This window comes from Streptomyces sp. NBC_00252 (assembly GCF_036187565.1).
Classification (GTDB): domain Bacteria; phylum Actinomycetota; class Actinomycetes; order Streptomycetales; family Streptomycetaceae; genus Streptomyces.
Genome location: NZ_CP108087.1, coordinates 4178896 through 4196490, shown reverse-complemented (window position 1 = coordinate 4196490; position 17595 = coordinate 4178896). Strand labels below are relative to the sequence as shown.

Sequence of the window (17595 nt, the reverse complement as noted above, 5' to 3'; positions counted from 1 at the left end):
GACGATGAGGGCGGCCGTCGGACCGGGGAGGGCATATGGCCGAGAACCGTCGTTGGTGGGCACTGGTCGTCATCGCGCTCGCGCAGTTGATGGTCGTCCTCGACATGACCATCGTCAACATCGCACTGCCGTCAGCGCAGGTCGACCTCCACATGTCGGACGGCAACCGGCAGTGGGTCATCACCGCCTACACGCTCGCGTTCGGCGGGCTGTTGCTGCTCGGTGGCCGGATCGCGGACCTCGCCGGGCGCAAGAACACCTTCATGATCGGGCTGATCGGCTTCGCCGCCGCGTCCGCGCTCGGCGGCGCCGCGGCCAACCAGGGCATGCTGTTCGGCGCCCGCGCGCTGCAGGGCGTCTTCGCCGCCCTGCTCGCGCCCTCCGCGCTGTCCCTGCTCACGACGACGTTCACCGACCCGAAGGACCGGGGCAAGGCCTTCGGAGTCTTCGGCGCGATCGTCGGCGCGGGCGCGGCAGTCGGGCTGCTCGCGGGCGGCTTCCTCACCCAGTACCTGGACTGGCGCTGGTGCCTCTACGTCAACGTCCCCATCGCGCTGGTCGCGTTCGCCGGTGCCTGGGTCCTGCTCAGCGACAGCGCCCGGCACCCGGACGCGCACCTCGACATACCGGGCGCGCTCCTCGGTTCCCTCGGCATGCTGACCCTGGTCTACGGCTTCTCCGAGGCGGAGTCGCGGAGTTGGGGCGACGGACTGGTCCTGACGCTGCTCGGCGCCGGGGTCGTGCTGCTCGGCGCGTTCGGGTTCTGGCAGACGCGGGCGCGGGTGCCGCTGCTGCCGATGGCGGTGGTGAAGGACCGTCAGCGGGTCGGGGCGTTCCTGACCATCCTGTTCGTCACCATCGGCATGTTCGGTGTGTTCCTCTTCCTCACCTACTACATGCAGCGCGTCCTCGGCTATTCACCGGTCAAGACGGGCGTCGCCTATCTCCCCATCACCGTCGGCATGATCACCGGCTCGACCCAGATCGCGGCCCGGCTGCTCAACAAGGTGCCGCCGCGCACCCTGATGGTCCCGGGCCTGCTGCTCGCGGCGGGCGCGCTCGCGCTGATCGCCCAGGTCGGGGTGGAGCCCGCGTACGCCACGTACATCCTGCCCGGCATGCTGATGCTCGGCCTCGGCATGGGTACGGCGATGATGACCTCGGTGTCCCTGGCCACCGGCGGGGTCGCACCGCGCGACTCCGGCGCGGCCTCCGCGACCTTCAACACGGCCCAGCAGGTGGGCGGTTCGATCGGTACGGCCCTCCTCAACACGATCGCCGCCAGCGTCACCGCCCGCTACGCCACCGCGCACGCGGCCCCCGGCGCCAACCGGCGGCTCCTCGAAGCGAAGGCCGCCGTGCACGGCTTCAACGTCGCCACCTGGTGGGCGATGGCCTCGATCCTGCTGGCCGCCCTCATCGCGGGCGTCCTGGTGAACGCCGACCGCGTGCCCACACCGGGCACGGTGGCCAAGGAGACTCCTCAGCAGCCCGTGGACACCACCCTCTAGGGCCGCTGGCCCCGCTCGACATAGGAGACAAGGTCCGATCGAGCGGCGGCGCCCGGCCAGCCAATGGACGACGTCCAGGTCGTGCGCGGCCTTCTGGAGCAACAGGCCTGTTCTGTACCGGCGTTCGGCGTGCCAGTCCTTGAAGTGCCGGTCGCCGCCGTAGCCCACGAAGTGCCGTACGGGCACCGGCCTGTGCGCGTGCGGCGCCTCGCGGGCGAGGCCGGCGTGGGTGTGGTCCGGGGCCAGAGGGACCGTGCCCGGTCGGCGGGCCGGAGATGTGTCGGGCGGGCCGCCTGCTGTGACGTTTCTGTGAGGGGCGGCGCTGAGGGCGATGAGGGGTGCGGGGGACCGTCGCGCCCGGCACGGGTCCTGCCGTACTCGGCACGGGCCCTTCGCGCACCGGTATCGACGAGGACAGTCCTTGGGCCAGACAGGCGAGCCCCGGCGCGGGCACGCGCACGACGGGGAACTGGGCGCGGCGGTCGCGCGGGCCCAGCAGGGCGACGAGCGCGCGTTCGCCGTCGCGTACCGGCTCGTGCAGCCCGGGCTGCTCGGGTATCTGCGTGGGCTGGTCGGCGACGAGGCCGAGGACGTGGCCTCTGACGCGTGGCTGGAGATCGCCCGTGACCTGGGCCGGTTCCGGGGTGACGGGGCCGGGTTCCGGGGCTGGACGGCGACCATCGCCCGGCACCGGGCGCTCGACCATCTGCGGCGGCAGCGGGTACGGCCCCGCTCGGCGGCGCTCGAACAGGACGTACTCGAACTGCCCGGCCCGCACAGCACCCACGACCAGGCGCTGGAGTCGCTCTCCACGGAGTACGCGCTCGGGCTGGTCCGGGGGCTGCCGCGGGATCAGGCCGAGGCCGTGCTGCTGCGGGTGGTCGTGGGGCTGGACGGACCCGGCGCCGCGCGGGTACTGGGGAAGCGGCCGGGGGCGGTACGGACGGCCGCGTACCGCGGGTTGAGACGGCTGGCGCGCGAACTGGGCGTGGCGGAACGGGACTTGGCGAGGGGTTCGGCGAGGGATCCGGAAAGGGATGGGGACGGACATGGCTGATCACGACACGGGACGCGCGGGTCTTCCGGGCCACCGGAGTCCTCCGGATCCCCGGGCCCTTCGGGAGCACGCGGGTTCTCCGGCGGGCCCGGTGCTTCCCGCTCTCCCCGCGCTGCTGGGTGCGGCGCTGCGGGAGGGGGACGTGGACCGCGAGGCGGAGCGGCGCGCGGTGGCCGCCTTCCGGGCCGTACGGGACGCGGGGTGTCCGTCGGCGCCGACGCGCAGGCAGGACGACTGGCGGCCGGGCGGTGCCGGATAGGGGTACGGACCTGGTCCGCGCCGAGGCCATCGCGGAGACGGCCGGAGCCGCCACCCCCCACAGGAGAGGCCCCGGCCGTCGCGCGGTACGGGCCGCGCGGCGGCCCGTATTTTTTACAGCGCCGGGAGTGCGTTTTCTGTCACACCGTGACGGAGAACCAAGTAGTTGCACCTTGTACGGACATGGACGAGGAACAGTTTCAGGTCGTAACGTGCCTTTCGCGCCGGAGTGCGGACGCGACCAACAAAATTCGAGGGACCACGTGCTGGGGGACGACGCGGAGCTGACCGCCGCGGTGCTTGCGGCACAGGACGGGGACGAGACCGCGTTCCGGACTGTGTACCGCACGGTGCATCCACGGTTGCTCGGATACGTACGGACGCTGGTCGGCGATCCGGACGCCGAGGATGTCGCGTCCGAGGCCTGGCTGCAGATCGCCCGGGACCTCGACCGGTTCAGCGGGGACGCGGACCGGTTCCGCGGGTGGGCGGCGCGGATCGCCCGCAACCGCGCCCTCGACCACATACGGATGCGCGGCCGGCGCCCCGCGATAGGCGGCGACGAGACCGAACTGACCGGCCGCGCCGCCGAGTCCGACACCGCGGGCGAGGCCATCGAGGCGCTGGCCACCGACACCACCCTTTCCCTCATCGCCCAGCTGCCGCAGGACCAGGCGGAGGCCGTCGTCCTGCGGGTGGTGATGGGCCTCGACGCCAAGACCGCCGCGGAGACCCTCGGCAAGCGGCCCGGCGCCGTCCGCACGGCCGCGCACCGCGGTCTGAAACGGCTCGCGGAACTCCTCGGCGGCGACCCGGAATCGGCCGGAGCCCTCGACGCCCTGCCGCCCCAGCGAGACCCGCGCGACCGCGCGGTGACGTCCGCCACTGTGACGCATACGCGTGCGCGGACGCAGAAGGACATGTGATGGCCGACGAGCGCTCTGCTTTTCCGGGGGACCCCGAATCCGCCGGCGGCTTTGCCGCGGGCCGGACCCCCGGCCGATGGCTGGACCGTGAGACCGCCGAGCTGCTGCTGCGCGGCGAGTCCCTGGAGGCCGTCGACCCGGCCGCCCGCGACCAGGCCGAACGGCTCGCCAGAACCCTCGGCGCGCTGGCCGGGGAACCCTCCCAGACCAAGGTCGAACTCCCGGGCGAGGAAGCCGCGTTGACGGCGTTCCGGGCCGCGCGCAACGGCAACGATGTCGAGCGCGCCGGCTTCGGCGGACGCGGCCCCGCGCACTCCTCCGACGCCGGTCTCGTCCGGCTCGGGCGGCCCGCCTCGGCCGTCCCGGGTTCCCGCTGGGGAAGACCCGTGCGGTACGGGCTGACCGCCGTGCTCGCCGCCGGGATGCTCGGCGGGGTCGCGGTCGCGGCCGGCACCGGGGCACTGCCGTCGCCCTTCGACGACGATCCGACGCCCGCCGCCTCGATCTCCGCCGCCGTGCCGCCCGACCGGACCCCGGTCTCGCCCTCGCCGACGGGCACACGCGGCTCGGGTACGCCCTCGCCCGGCGCCGGTTCGGACGACTCCTCCGGCGAGGCGGTCGGGAGCGGCGCGCAGCCGACGCCGTCCGCCGAGGCCGGTGACGGCACGTCGGACGGGTCCGGCACCTGGTGGCGCGGTGTCGCCTCGTCCTGCCGCGCCGTGCGCGACGGCACGTCCCTGGCCCCCGGCCGCAGGCGGGCCCTGGAGGGCGCCGCGGGTGGCACGACCCATGTGTGGACGTACTGCAAGGGCCTCCTCAAGCACACCGGCGCCGGTTCGGACGGCAAGGACGGCAAGGGGAACGGCAAGGGCACCGGCAAGAACGGCGGTGCCCAGGGCAACGACCAGAACGGTCCCGGAGACCAGGGCGGTGGCGGCCAGGGCGGTGACGACGACGGGCACATATCCCCGGTCGCACCCGGTGGCAGCGGCGGCGGCAATGGTGGTGGCAGTGGCGGCGGGCACCAGGACAACGGCGCCGCAGCTCCGGGCTCGACGGGGTCCTCGGGCTCCTCGGGGTTCGCGCCCTTGACCCGGCACCCGTCGGCGCACACCACCGCGAGCCGGCGGACCCCCTCGCCGAGTCCGACGTACAGCGCCCTCTGACCTGCGCTTTTGTGGGCCGTGGAACTTTTTTCGCGCGAGGTGTGACGTTTTCGGCCCGGGTGGCGCAGTACTGAATGAGCCGACTGGTCATCGGCCAACGCACAGAGCCGGGGTTCCCCCCGTACCTACGGCTCGTGCACCCGGCGCGGGCGGGACACGTTCCCCCGGTCCCGCTCGCGCCTCATAACCCGCTCACTTGTAGACGACGACCTTGTCGCCCGTCCGTACCTGTGCGAAGAGGCTCGAGATCGCCGCCTCGTCGCGTACGTTGACGCAGCCGTGCGAGCCGCCCGCGTAGCCCCGCATCGAGAAGTCGTACGAGAAGTGCACCGCCTGGCCGCCGCTGAAGAACATCGCGTACGGCATGGGGGAGTGGTAGAGCGTGGACACCCAGTTGCGGGCCTTCCAGTAGACCTGGAACTCACCGTCGCGCGTCGGGGTGTACTGCGCGCCGAACCGGACCGCCATCGTCGACACCGTGCGGCCGTCGATCATCCAGCGCAGGGTGCGGCTCGTCTTGTCGATGCACAGCACCCGGCCGGTCAGACAGCGTGGGTCGGGTGCGCCGGTCGGCTGGCCGCCCATCAGATACAGGTCCCACTTGCCCGGCTCGTGCGTCATCCCCACCAGCCGCTGCCAGGTGACGCGGTCGGTCTGCCCCGTCTTCGGCAGCCCGCGCTTGCCCTGGAAACCGGCGACGGCCTGCTCGGTGAGGTCGTCGTAGGTGCCGGTCGGGCCGTCGAAGAGCCAGTCGACCTGCCGTAGCCGCGCCTGCAGTTCGCGTACGTCCATGCCGCTGTCGCCGCGCGCCCACAGGACGTTCGCGGCGCGGGCGGGGGCCGGGGTCGCGGAGGACTTGCCGTCGCCACCGCTCCTGGTGGTACTGCTGCCGGGGAGCTGGATGCGCACGGGCAGATGGTGTCCGCCGTCCGCGCCCTGCGCCGTGCAGCCGCACACCGTCACCAGGGCCGACAGGGCCGCCGAGACGGCGAGCGCTCTCCCCATGCCCGTAGTACGCATCACGCACCCCCGTCGTCTCACCGGCGTCGTACCCCCGGACACGTACCCCCGGATGCCGGGCCGCGAACGGCGGCCGGGTGGGGGACCCCGAACGGCTGTGGGGCCACGCGACCGCGTGCGACACTCGTGCTCATGTTCGGTGTCATCGATCTCCCCACCTACCTCGCGGGCCTGGTCCTGATCGTCCTGCTGCCCGGTCCCAACTCGCTGTACGTCCTCTCGGTCGCCGCCCGCCGCGGGACCCGTGCCGGGTACACGGCGGCCGCCGGTGTCTGGTGCGGCGACACCGTGCTGATGACGCTCTCCGCGGCCGGGGTCGCCTCGCTGCTGCAGGCCAACGCCGTGCTGTTCGGGATCGTGAAGTACGCGGGGGCCGGGTATCTGACCTGGCTCGCGTTCGGGATGCTGCGGGCCGCGTGGTCGCTGTGGCGCAGCCGCAAGGAGCGGGCGGCCATGGAGCCGGCGCCCGTCGCCGAGGCGGCCGAGGAACGGCCCTACCGCCGCGCCTTCGTCGTGAGCCTGTTCAACCCGAAGGCGATCCTGTTCTTCGTCGCCTTCTTCGTGCAGTTCGTCGACCCGGGGTACGCCTACCCCGCGCTGTCGTTCGTCGTGCTCGGCGCCTTCGCGCAGCTGGCGAGCTTCCTGTACCTCAGCGCCCTGATCTTCAGCGGCACCCGGCTGGCGACGGCCTTCCGCCGCCGCAGGCGCCTCGCGGCCGGTGCGACCTCGGCGGCCGGGGCGCTGTTCCTGGGCTTCGCGGTGAAGCTGTCGCTGGCCAGTTCCGTGTGACCGACTAGCCGTCCAGACCGAAGCGTTCGGTGTACTCCGCCAGACCGCCGTCCGTGTCGCCCGCCCAGCCGACGTAGCCGTCGGGACGGACCAGGAAGAGACCGGTGCCGTACGTCTCGGCGGCCGGTCCTTCCACGACACGTACGGCGTCGCCGACCGCCGGTGCCTTCGTGCCCAGTGCGAGCAGGGTCCAGTGCGGGCCCCGGAAGGCGTCCAGGAGGCGTACGCCCGCGACGGTGCGGTTCGGCGCGCGGTCACCGGCGCGCAGGCCCTCGCCCAGTGCTCGAGTGTCCGTCGTGAGGCTCGACTCCCGGTAGCCGATGCCCAGTTGGCGGGTCGCCTCGCCGCGCCGGGCCTCGCCGCGGTGGACCTTCGTCGACAGGCCGAGCATCTCGGCGGCGTTGGGCCGCCGCTCCTCCTCGTAGGTGTCGAGCAGGCTCGCGGGAGCCTCGCCGCGCAGGACCGCGCCCAGCTTCCAGCCGAGGTTGTAGGCGTCCTGGACGCTGGTGTTGAGGCCCTGTCCGCCGGCCGGCGAGTGCACGTGGGCCGCGTCCCCGGCGAGGAAGACCCGGCCCCGCTGGAAGCGGTCGGCGAGGGCGGCGCGGGGGCGGAAGTCCGAGGCCCAGCGGATCTCGGTGAGGTCTTCGGGGGCGAGGTGCGAGCGGGCGGCGACGATCTTCCGTACGCCGTCGAGGGACAGGTCGGGTGTGCTGTCGTCCAGGATCTGGGCGATCACCTGGAAGTCGTCCGTGCCGGCCAGCGGGCAGATCGCGAGGAAGCCGTCGTCGCCGCGCGGCGGGAAGATGTGCCAGTTGTCGCGGTCCAGGCCGGTGATGCGGGTGTCGGCCACCAGGATCGGGTTCGGGTCGACGGTCTCGCCGGTCATGCCGATGCCGAGCCCGCGCCGGATCACGGAACGACCGCCGTCGGCGGCCACGACGTACCGGGCGCGGACGGGGGCGCCGGACGCGAACCCGACCGTCACTCCGTCCTCGTCCTGGGTGAGGCCGGTGACCTCGCGGCCGAAGGACACCCGGCCGCCCAGCTCGTCGAGCCGGGCCCGCAGGATCTCCTGGGTACGCCACTGCGGCACCATCCACGGGGCCCCGTACGGCGAGTCCTCGGTGGTCTCGGCCGGGTCGAACATGCTCTGCTCGGCGACCCGCTCGCCGTCCTGCCAGACCATCCCGACGGGGTACTCGCCGCCCGCCGCGAGGATCGCGTCCAGGACGCCGAGGTCGTCGAAGACCTCCATCGTGCGCGGCTGGATCCCCTTGCCGCGCGAGCCGGGGGACAGCTCCGGGCCGCGCTCCACGACCAGCGCGTCCACCCCGCGCCGGGCGAGGTCCACGCCGAGGGCGAGTCCGGTGGGGCCGGCGCCCACGATCAGTACGTCCACGTGCTCGGTCATGATCCAGTCTCCTTAACGCTGTTAAGTGCCGCTGGTTCCGAGAGTGGCCTTAACGGTGTTAAGTTGTCAAGCGTGAGCACGGAACGACGCACCCCCCTCGACCGCAAGCGCGTCGCGGACACCGCCCTGAAGCTGCTGAACGAGGTCGGCCTCGACGGGCTGACCCTGCGCGCCATCGCCAAGGAACTGGACGTCAAGGCACCCGCGCTGTACTGGCACTTCAAGGACAAGCAGGCGCTGCTCGACGAGATGGCCACGGAGATGTACCGGCGGATGGTCGCCGACGCCCCGCTCACCGACGAGGACACCTGGCAGGAGCGGCTGCTGAAGTCCAACCGCGGACTGCGCGACGCGCTGCTCGGCTACCGCGACGGCGCCAAGGTCTTCAGCGGTTCACGCTTCACCGGCACCCTGCACGCGGTGGAGATGGAACGCACCCTGCGCCTGTTCACCGAGGCCGGCTTCACCCTCGCCCAGGCGGTCCGCGCGACCTCGACGTCGTACCTCTTCACGATCGGTTTCGTCAGCGAGGAGCAGGGCGTCAAGCCGCTGCCTGACGAGCGCCGCGAGGGTTACGACGTACACGAACGCGCCCGCCTGATGGCCGACTTCCCCCTGTCGGCCGCGGCGGGCGCGGAGATCTTCGAGGACTACGGCCGGCACTTCGAGGAAGGGCTCGACCTGCTCGTCGCGGGTATCGAGGCGCGGTTCAGGACCGGCTGAGGCCGTTGCGGATCGCGCGCGTCAGGATCGGCGGCAGCACGTCGGCCGCGAGACGGCGGGTGCGGCTCCGGCCGGTGCGGCGGGGCGGCGCGGTGGCCGCCGCGGGCCGGTGCGCGGCCTCTTCCGGGACGGGCTCGTGCGCGAACCGGGACGGCGGGAAGGGCGGGGCCTGCATGCCCTTCTTGGACTTGAAGCGGACCAGGCGGTGTCCGGCGGCCTGCTGGATGCTGAGGTGACAGTCCTCGCGCCCGCGCACCATCGCCAGCAGCTCCTCCTGGATCGGCTCGGGGTCGCCCCACGTGCCGTAGAGCTTCTGTGTGCTCAGACAGATGGGGCGCAGGCCCCTGTTGAGCACGGCTTCCCAGACGGCGACGGAGACGCCGGGCGTGTGTTCCGAGCGGAAGTCGTCCAGGACCACGATCCCGCCGGGCAGCAGGGCGTCATGGGCCGCGCCGATGTCGTTGTGGACGTGCTCGTACAGGTGCGAGGCGTCGATGTGGACGAACCGGCAGCTGGCGGGGGCGACCTCCGCCGGGACGATGCTGCTGGGCCCCTTCAGGACGCGGGGCAGCTCCTCGTGGAAGGCGAGGTAGTTCTCCTCGAAGGTGCGCTGCGTGAGGGAGGAGTACGACTTCGTCGACTCCGCCTGGTTGGCCTCGTCGAGCGCGTCGCCCTCGAAGAGGTCGCACACGGTGAACTGCTCGCCGTCCCGGCTGTGCCGGCCGACACAGATCGCGCTCTTGCCCATGTACACCCCGACTTCCAGCAGATCGCCCCGCGTTCCCGTCGACTCCTGCCGGTCCAGGAACCACTCGAACAGCACCTGATCGAGAACGGGGAACCAGCCGGGAACGTCGTCGAGGCGACGGGGCGGTCGTATCGTGCGAGGTACGAGGGTCATTGTCGAGAACACTCCCTGGTACGGACGGGCCGGCCGGTTTGAGCCAGTGCGGACTCCCCAGCATCTGCCCTACGGCGCCCGGTGAAACGGACAGAGAAGTGAACGGCAGACCAATTCCTGTGCGGGCGTTGTACGAAGGCCATGAAAGGGAACTCGGCATCGATAGCGGCATGCGGAACATCGAATTCCAGGGACTGTCGGATGGCCGAAAAAATGCGCCCGCCTGACGGCCGACATCCACCTGTCGGTCGTGGGGCGGGCGCGAAGTGCCGTGAAAAGGCCGTTGGTCAGCGGCGCGGACTCGGGGGATTCGACAATGCCGAGCGCAGCACCGGTGTCAGCCGGTTCTCGACGAAGCGGTTCAGCAGCCAGGCCAGGACGAGCATCGTGACCACCGTCAGGATGACCGTCGCGTACGACGGAATGCCCAGGGTCTGGTGATAGGCCTTGATGGCGACCCAGCCCAGGTGTTCGTGGACGAGATAGAAGGGGTACGTCAGCGCCCCCGCGACCGTCAGCCAGCGCCAGTTCGCCCAGTGCAGCCAGCCCAGGGCGATCGCCGCGACGGCGACGTAGCCGAAGGTGACGACCAGGATGATGCCCCAGGCGGAGCGGTTCGAGAAGGCCGTCGTGTTGGGCGAGTGCCACAGGCTCGCCACCGCGTAGTGCTGGCCGATCAGCCAGCTCACGGCGACGATGCCCCACGCGTAGACGTCCTTGCGGTCGCGGTGCACGAGGTAGAGGCCCACGCCGCCGATGAAGTACGGCGCGTACTCGGGCATCACGACGATGTCGAGCAGTGGCGACTTCGCGCCCTGGGTGATCACCGCTGCCAGCGTCCAGCAGGCGCAGAACATGATCACCCGGCGCCGGGTCGCGCCCGGCAGCACGATGCACAGGGCGAACAGCGCGTAGAAGCGGATCTCCGCCCACAGGGTCCAGCAGACGCCGAGCACCCGGTCGACGCCCAGCGGCATCTGCATCATCGTCAGGTTGACCAGCAGATCGCTCGGCGCGGCGGCCTTGTACGCCACCATCGGCAGCGCGAAGACCGCCGTCACCAGGAGCAGCGCCGCCCAGTACGCGGGCAGCAGCCGGGAGGCGCGGGAGGCGAAGAAGGAGCGCAGCGGGCGGCCCCAGCCGCTCATGCAGATGACGAAGCCGCTGATCACGAAGAACACCTGCACGCCGAGGCAGCCGTACGAGAACAGCAGGTGCATGGTGGGGAACTGGTGCTTCGGCGAGGAGCCCCACGCCTTGGTGACGTCGCCGTCACGGCCGCCGTAGTGGTAGGCGGCCACCATCAGCGCGGCGACCAGACGCAGGCCGTCCAGTGCCCGGAGGCGGCTCTCCCGGCGCTTGGGAGGCGCCGGCGGGTCGGACGGGGGAAGCGTGTCGGCGGTCGGCGGCAGGACGGCGCGGATCACGTTGCCCGTCGGGTTTTCCCGAGTGTCCGCGGGCGTGTCGATCACAGGTTTCCCCTTGGTGGGACGTTGCTGGGTCACAGCACACTAGTCCGACATCCGGGCGGGTTTGCGCTCTGGACGCGACCCTTCGTCACCCCGTCCGCGGGTGTTCACCCAGGTTTCGTTTTCGCGTACCCAACCTCTTGGCGCCACCGCAACGGACCCCGTGTACCGAGCCCGCACACCACAGAGCGGGCCGGCCTCCCGAGGGAGCCGACCCGCTCTGTCCGTGCCGTGTGTCAGCGGCTGACGGTCCGCTTCAGCAGCCGTGCGCGCCGCGCGACCCGGCGCACCGTCGCGTTGCGCGGGATGAACGCGAGCTGGGCCGGCACCGCGCCGGGCAGCGCCAGCGAGGTGAGCCGCTTGCGCTTGAAGTAGCGCCAGCTGTGCGCGTTCAGCCGCCGGGACAGATAGGCCTCGGCGGCCAGGCGCAGACTCGGGTAGATCTTCGGCTGCATCGCGTAACCGACCGCCCGGACCAGCTCGTTCAGCAGGTCGATGTCCATGCCCCGGCGCTGCTCCGCGACCGCCGCGCGGTCCGTCAGCTCGGGCAGCAGCGCGTCGACCACCGTCACCGGCACCCGGTTGCTGTTCTCGTACGGCGTCAGCCGGTCCAGCAGGGTGGCCGTGCCGACCCGGGCCACCGGCAGCTCGTACAGCGCGCCGGCGGTGAGCAGGGCGGTGGAGAAGCAGCCGACGACCAGGACGGGCCGCAGCCGCTGGTAGAGGACCTCGGCGAGGACCGGGGTGTCGAGCACCGTGAGGTCGGCGCCGAGCCGCTCGGCCTCCTGCTCCAGCGCGCGCGACCAGCGGGCCGGCGCGGAGGGGTGCGGCTTGAACACCACGCGGGTGTGGCCGAGTTCGACCACGCCCTTGAGCATCCGGACGTGCAGGTCCTCCTCCTCCTCGGCGGTGAGGATGTCGAGCGCGGAGAGGTACTGGCCGAGCAGCAGGGCGGGTTCGTCCGGCAGCGCGGGCAACTCCTCGGCGGTGTCGACGAGTTCGGACAGCACCTTCACGAAGGCGTCGGTCGGCACGATCTCCGGCTCGACGCCGAACTCGGTGAGGAGCAGCGGCACCAGGCCCGGCACCAGGTCCAGGTGGAGCAGGCGGTCGACCCGGGTGCCGACCAGCGGGTCGATCTTGTTGCGGGTCGGGCCGTAGCTCATCAGGCCGTCGGCGTAGACGGTGACGGGTGCGCCGGTGAAGATCTGGGTCACGCCGAGCGCCGGGTTGACCTGGATCGACTCGACGGCCAGTTCCACAGGGTCGTCACCGAGGTCCCACAGGAGCCGCAGATGCCGCTCCCACATCGGGACGTCGTCGAGGCGCGGGGCCCAACCGCCCGGGTGGAAGGGCGAGATGGTCTCGTTCCACGACTTCACGTCGTCGAAGCGTTCCCGCAGCCGCTCGAAGCCGGGCGCCTCGTCGAGGCCGGGGGTGGTCTCGGGGGTCGCCGCGTTGTTGCAGACCAGCAGGATGCGCCGGTCGGCGGGGCGGAAGCAGTCGGCGTCGAGGGCCGCGGCGAGTGTGGCGGTGCCGTAGAGCGTCGACGCCAGGAAGATCTGGGTGGTCACGCGGCGGCCCCCGCGGCGGCGGGACGGCGGCGCAGTCGGCGCAACCTCGTCGCGCGCTGTATGTCCATGGAGTCGAGCGCCTCGTCCACCACGTCCTGCGGCATGCGCCGCAGGGCGACGGCGCTCATCGACTTCAGTTTTCTCGCCACCGCCGGCTCGAACCTTTCGATGGATCCCAGATGATGGGAAATGATTGCGCAGTACGTGCGGACGGCTTTGGGGAGCAGGACCGCCGCGTCCCGGTCCTGTGCCGTCTCCTCGATGACCTGGTCGAACGCGCGGATGAAATCGAGCTGCCGGACATCACCGATCTGGGTGAGCGAGGAGGCGACCCCGCGCCGGTAGAAGACGCCGAGCAGACTCACCGCGGCGAACGACTCCGCCTCCCGGTGCAGCTTCCAGATCCACGGCCGGTCCTCGGCCGTGCGCAGCCCGTCGGTGAAGTGGAGCAGGCCGCGGTCGACCAGCCGGCGGTGGTAGATCCCCGCCCAAGCGTACGCGTAGTCGACGGAGGTGGACCGGTCGGCGGGCAGGATCGCCTCGCGCGGATTCATCACGACCCCGCGCCTGCCGTGCGGCACGCGGTTGATGGTGCGGGCCCGCGCGGTGCACTGGACATGGTCCGTGCGCACGAAGTCGCAGCCCAACTCCGCGATGGCGTCCACCAGTTGGGGGAAGTAGCCGGGAGCGAGCCAGTCGTCCCCGTCGAGGAACGTCAGGTACTCCCCCCGGGCCTTGTCGATCCCGGTGTTGCGCGCGGTCGCCAGTCCTCCGTTCTTCTCGTGTCTGACATACACCGCGCCTGGCAACTCGCGCTCCGCGCGCGCGAGAATGTCGGGTGTCCCGTCGCGCGAGCAGTCGTCGACGAGGATGAATTCGTAGTCCGCACGCGCGTTCGCCCGCAGGCTCTTGAGCGTGTCGGGCGCGTATTGCTGCACGTTGTAGAACGGCACGATGACGGAGAGCTTGACCACGCAGTCGACGTTAGGGGGCGGCCCGTCATCCGTCTTTACCTTCACCTTGATATTGGATGAACGCCGCGTGGCGAAGCAGTGAAGCGGGTTGTTTTTCACCCCCGCCACGCCCTGATTCGCCATTCGGCGGTGCGCTGTTAACCGTTTGTTGCCCTCTGGTTGGGCCGATCAACGGAATGGCTTCCTAGCGTCTTCGGTGTGCCAGCAAGTGCAACGCAGACCCTGCGAGTCGCCGTCCTCGCGGATTCCGACACCCGGTGGAAATGGGGTTCGCTCACCGCGAACCGCATCGCTCCACCGCATTCGGACATCTCTTTGGACGGGTACCTCCTGCGGGGTCGTGCCACCCCAACAGCCCGCCAGCTGAAGGAAGTCGGCGTCACCGCCGACTCCCTCCGCGAGGTGACCGCCGTCGAGTTCCTGCGCGCCATGGAGACGGAGCCGTACGACATCCTCGTGCTCTCCCTCGTCGGCGGCGGGGTCCAGGCGATGCTGCACGGGCTGGCCCGCGCCTGGGACGGGCGCAGCAAGCGGCCCGTGGTCGTCACCGGCTACGTCGGCGTCGTCTACGAGAAGCTCACCGACGGCCTGCTGCTGCGACACGGCGCGGACCTCGTCCTCGCCAACTCCCGCCAGGACGCGGACCGTTTCAAGGCGGTCTACGACGGCGTCGGCGCCGACTCCACCGCGGTCACCGAGGTCGCCCTGCCGTTCCTCGGCGGGGCCGCCTACACCGGTGAGCACGACCCGTACACGGTCGTCTTCGCGGTGCAGCCCTCGGTGCCCGACAACCGCAGGGACCGCGACTACCTGCTCAACCGGGCGATACAGCACGCCCGTTTCCACCCCAACCGCGAGGTGCTGCTCAAGCTGCGCTCCAAGCCCGGCGAACACACCACGCACATCGAGGAGTTGCCCTACCAGAAGCTGGTCCAGGGCAAGGAGCTCCCCGCCAACTTCAGCCTGGTGTACGGGCACATGGGCGAGGTGCTCGACCGCACCGACCTCCTGGTGACCATCAGCTCGACGGCCGCCCTGGAGTCCCTGCACCGCCGTATCCCCACCGTCGTGCTGACCGACCTCGGCATCCGCGAGGGGCTCGGCAACCACCACTTCGTGGGCTCCGGGTGCCTCGCCTCCTGGGAGCAGCTGGACGCCGGGTACCGGCCGGTGCCGGACGCCGAGTGGGTGGCCCGGCAGGGGGTGGGGGCTGGGGGTCCCCCCTCTGGGGGAGGGTCGTACGAGACGGCCTTCGACGCGGCCCGGGAGCGGATCGTCAAGCTGCTGGCCGGCGACGAGATGGTGCCGCTCACCCCGTACTACACGCCCGAGACCGCCCCCGGCTATCTGCCCGGCATCCTCGCCCGCCACCACCTCGGCCCGGACGGCACCCCGCTGCCCGGCGCCCCCGCCGCGGACAGGGCACCGGGTCCCGTCCGGCAGATCGTCCGCCGGGCCGCGCGGGGCGCCTACCGCCACGGAGTGCAGCGCGTGGCGCCCGTCATCCGCCGGATGGGGGAGCTGTGAACGCCGAGTCTTCCGCTCAAGGAGTAGAGCCCATGTCCAACCCGCAAGCGGGCCAAGGCGCTTCGGTGCGCCGGGTGCTCGCGGTGATCCCCGCGCGCGGCGGCTCCAAGGGCGTCCCCGCCAAGAACCTCGCCCCCGTCGGCGGCGTACCGCTGGTGGCCCGCGCGGTGCGCGAGTGCCGCGCCAGCCGGCTGGTGACCGACGTCGTGGTCTCCACCGACGACCAGGCCATCGCCGCCGCCGCCCGCCAGGCCGGCGCCGAGGTCGTGCTGCGGCCCGCCGCCATCGCCGGTGACACCGCGACCTCCGAGGCCGCCGTCCTGCACGCCATGGACGCCCACGAGGCGCTGCACGGCGCCTCCGTCGACGTGGTCCTGCTCGTGCAGTGCACCAGCCCCTTCATCGTCCGCGAGGACGTCGACGGCATCGTGAACGCGATCGTCGCGAACGGCGCCGACACCGCGCACACCGTCGCCCCCTTCCACGGCTTCGTCTGGCGCGACGCCGACGACGAGGCCACGGCGGTCGTCGAACCCGCCCGCAGCGAAGAGGTCGGAGGCGCCACCAAGGTCGCCAACTCGACGGTCGCCAGCGGCGGTTACGGCGTCAACCACGACAAGTCGTTCCGCCCGCGCCGCCAGGACCGCCCCCAGGACTTCCTGGAGACCGGCGCCGTCTACGGCATGGACGCGGCCGGCTTCCGCAAGGTCGGCCACCGCTTCTTCGGCCGCACCGAACTCGTCCGGACCGACCCCGCACGGGTGTTGGAGATCGACGACCCCCACGAGCTGGCCAGGGCACGGGCGTTGGCCCCGCTGTTCGACGCGGACCGCCCCGGCTCGCTCCCGACCGCCGACGACATCGACGCGGTCGTACTCGACTTCGACGGCACCCAGACCGACGACAGGGTGCTGATCGATTCCGACGGACGGGAGTTCGTCTCCGTGCACCGCGGAGACGGACTCGGCATCGCGGCGCTGCGCAAGAGCGGCCTGAAGATGCTCATCCTGTCCTCGGAGCAGAACCCGGTCGTCGCCGCCCGGGCCCGGAAGCTCCAACTCCCGGTCCTGCACGGCATCGACCGGAAGGACCTCGCACTCAAGCAGTGGTGCGAGGAGCAGGGCATCGCGCCGGAGCGCGTGCTCTACGTCGGCAACGACGTCAACGACCTCCCGTGCTTCGCCCTCGTGGGCTGGCCCGTGGCGGTCGCGAGCGCCCACGACGTCGTACGCGGCGCCGCACGAGCGGTCACCACCGTGGCCGGTGGCGACGGCGCTGTCCGAGAGATCGCCAGCTGGATCCTCGGCCCCTCTCTCGATTCCCTCACCAAGTAAGGAAACCCGCTGTCATGAGCATCAACTCCCGTCTGCGCCAGTTCGGTTCGAAGACCGCAGGCCCCGGCCGGCCCGTCTACGTGGTGGGCGAGATCGGCATCAACCACAACGGTGAGCTGGAGAACGCCTTCAAGCTGATCGACGCCGCCGCCGAGGCCGGCTGCGACGCCGTCAAGTTCCAGAAGCGCACCCCGGAGATCTGCACCCCGCGCGACCAGTGGGACATCGAGCGCGACACCCCCTGGGGCCGCATGACCTACATCGACTACCGCCACCGCGTGGAGTTCGGTGAGGACGAGTACCGCCAGATCGACGAGTACGCCAAGTCGAAGAACATCGACTGGTTCGCCTCCCCGTGGGACACCGAGGCCGTCGCCTTCCTGGAGAAGTTCGACGTCCCGGCCCACAAGGTCGCCTCCGCGTCCCTCACGGACGACGAGCTGCTCCGCTCGCTGCGCGCCACCGGCCGTACGGTCATCCTCTCCACCGGCATGTCGACCCCGAAGCAGATCCGCCACGCGGTCGAGGTCCTCGGCTCGGACAACATCCTGATGTGCCACGCCACGTCGACGTACCCGGCGCAGGCCGAGGAGCTCAACCTCCGCGTCATCAACACCCTCCAGGCCGAGTACCCGAACGTCCCGATCGGCTACTCCGGTCACGAGACGGGCCTGCAGACCACCCTCGCCGCGGTCGCCCTCGGCGCCACCTTCGTCGAGCGTCACATCACCCTCGACCGCGCCATGTGGGGCTCGGACCAGGCCGCCTCCGTCGAGCCGCAGGGCCTGACCCGCCTCGTCCGCGACATCCGCACCATCGAGGCCTCCCTCGGCGACGGCGTCAAGAAGGTCTACGAGTCGGAGCTCGGTCCGATGAAGAAGCTGCGCCGCGTCACCGGCGTGGTCGCCGAGGCGGAGATCGCCGCGGCAGCGGGCGAGCCGGTCTCGGTCTGAGT

General features: G+C 71.3%; 16 protein-coding genes and 1 pseudogene. 10 read left to right on the top strand and 7 right to left on the bottom strand.

The genetic code is table 11. From position 1 onward, the window contains the following. Positions 1-35: 35 nt before the first annotated feature. Entirely contained in the window at positions 36-1511 is a 1476-nt protein-coding gene (locus OHT77_RS18110) for an MFS transporter (RefSeq protein WP_328829517.1), read from the top strand. 51 nt (positions 1512-1562) lie between these two features. Here OHT77_RS18110 and OHT77_RS18105 read toward each other — a convergent pair. Continuing rightward, positions 1563-1703: pseudogene (locus tag OHT77_RS18105) on the bottom strand (Gfo/Idh/MocA family oxidoreductase); the annotation flags it as partial. Between the two features lie 229 nt (positions 1704-1932). Between OHT77_RS18105 and OHT77_RS18100 the strand changes: the two are divergent. The 4 genes from OHT77_RS18100 (at position 1933) to OHT77_RS18085 (ending at position 4918) form a co-directional block, all read left to right on the top strand. Further along, positions 1933-2568, top strand: a complete 636-nt coding sequence (locus tag OHT77_RS18100) for an RNA polymerase sigma factor (RefSeq protein WP_328829516.1) — start codon at positions 1933-1935, stop codon at positions 2566-2568. Between the two features lie 91 nt (positions 2569-2659). Further along, entirely contained in the window at positions 2660-2827 is a 168-nt protein-coding gene (locus tag OHT77_RS18095; RefSeq protein ID WP_328829515.1) for a hypothetical protein, read from the top strand. 262 nt (positions 2828-3089) lie between these two features. Beyond that, complete coding sequence (locus OHT77_RS18090) at positions 3090-3752, top strand: RNA polymerase sigma factor (protein ID WP_328829514.1); 663 nt, start codon at positions 3090-3092, stop codon at positions 3750-3752. Next, the gene (locus OHT77_RS18085; RefSeq protein WP_328829512.1) at positions 3752-4918 is read left to right on the top strand and encodes a hypothetical protein; all 1167 of its coding nucleotides are present in this window, start codon (positions 3752-3754) and stop codon (positions 4916-4918) included. Before OHT77_RS18090 ends, OHT77_RS18085 begins: the two co-directional genes overlap by 1 nt. Positions 4919-5110: 192 nt before the next feature. On the opposite strand, the gene OHT77_RS18080 is transcribed toward OHT77_RS18085, so the two are convergent. After that, on the bottom strand, positions 5111-5923 hold the full coding sequence (locus OHT77_RS18080; RefSeq protein ID WP_328829510.1) for a L,D-transpeptidase family protein: 813 nt from the start codon (positions 5921-5923) through the stop codon (positions 5111-5113). Between the two features lie 147 nt (positions 5924-6070). On the opposite strand from OHT77_RS18080, the gene leuE reads away from it, so the two are divergent. Beyond that, complete coding sequence (gene leuE, locus OHT77_RS18075; RefSeq protein ID WP_328829509.1) at positions 6071-6727, top strand: leucine efflux protein LeuE; 657 nt, start codon at positions 6071-6073, stop codon at positions 6725-6727. Positions 6728-6731: 4 nt separating this feature from the next. Here leuE and OHT77_RS18070 read toward each other — a convergent pair whose 3' ends face one another. After that, positions 6732-8138 (bottom strand): FAD-dependent oxidoreductase, encoded by a 1407-nt coding sequence (locus OHT77_RS18070; RefSeq protein ID WP_443048053.1) that lies wholly within the window; start codon positions 8136-8138, stop codon positions 6732-6734. Positions 8139-8210: 72 nt separating this feature from the next. Between OHT77_RS18070 and OHT77_RS18065 the strand changes: the two genes are divergently transcribed. Beyond that, the gene (locus tag OHT77_RS18065) at positions 8211-8861 is read left to right on the top strand and encodes a TetR/AcrR family transcriptional regulator C-terminal domain-containing protein (protein ID WP_328829507.1); all 651 of its coding nucleotides are present in this window, start codon (positions 8211-8213) and stop codon (positions 8859-8861) included. Here the strand turns inward: OHT77_RS18065 and OHT77_RS18060 are convergent. The 4 genes from OHT77_RS18060 to OHT77_RS18045 all read right to left on the bottom strand — a co-directional run bounded on the left by OHT77_RS18060 (position 8848) and on the right by OHT77_RS18045 (position 13779). Then, positions 8848-9762 carry a class I SAM-dependent methyltransferase gene (locus OHT77_RS18060; RefSeq protein ID WP_328829506.1) on the bottom strand — a complete coding sequence of 305 codons (915 nt, stop codon included), beginning with the start codon at positions 9760-9762 and terminating at the stop codon, positions 8848-8850. The genes OHT77_RS18065 and OHT77_RS18060 overlap by 14 nt on opposite strands. A 287-nt stretch (positions 9763-10049) precedes the next feature. Beyond that, entirely contained in the window at positions 10050-11234 is a 1185-nt protein-coding gene (locus OHT77_RS18055; protein WP_401316979.1) for an acyltransferase family protein, read from the bottom strand. 233 nt (positions 11235-11467) lie between these two features. Beyond that, positions 11468-12805 (bottom strand): polysialyltransferase family glycosyltransferase, encoded by a 1338-nt coding sequence (locus OHT77_RS18050; protein WP_328829504.1) that lies wholly within the window; start codon positions 12803-12805, stop codon positions 11468-11470. After that, complete coding sequence (locus OHT77_RS18045; RefSeq protein WP_328829503.1) at positions 12802-13779, bottom strand: glycosyltransferase family 2 protein; 978 nt, start codon at positions 13777-13779, stop codon at positions 12802-12804. The genes OHT77_RS18050 and OHT77_RS18045 overlap by 4 nt, the downstream gene beginning before the upstream one ends. Positions 13780-13977: 198 nt before the next feature. Between OHT77_RS18045 and OHT77_RS18040 the strand changes: the two genes are divergently transcribed. From OHT77_RS18040 to OHT77_RS18030, 3 genes are read left to right on the top strand one after another with little or no spacing between them, the layout of a single operon-like run. Further along, positions 13978-15306, top strand: coding sequence for a DUF6716 putative glycosyltransferase (locus OHT77_RS18040; RefSeq protein WP_328829502.1), 1329 nt, complete (start codon positions 13978-13980; stop codon positions 15304-15306). Positions 15307-15338: 32 nt separating this feature from the next. Continuing rightward, the gene (locus OHT77_RS18035) at positions 15339-16640 is read left to right on the top strand and encodes an N-acylneuraminate cytidylyltransferase (RefSeq protein WP_266771791.1); all 1302 of its coding nucleotides are present in this window, start codon (positions 15339-15341) and stop codon (positions 16638-16640) included. Between the two features lie 14 nt (positions 16641-16654). Next, the gene (locus OHT77_RS18030; protein WP_266771793.1) at positions 16655-17593 is read left to right on the top strand and encodes an N-acetylneuraminate synthase family protein; all 939 of its coding nucleotides are present in this window, start codon (positions 16655-16657) and stop codon (positions 17591-17593) included. Positions 17594-17595 lie beyond the last annotated feature (2 nt).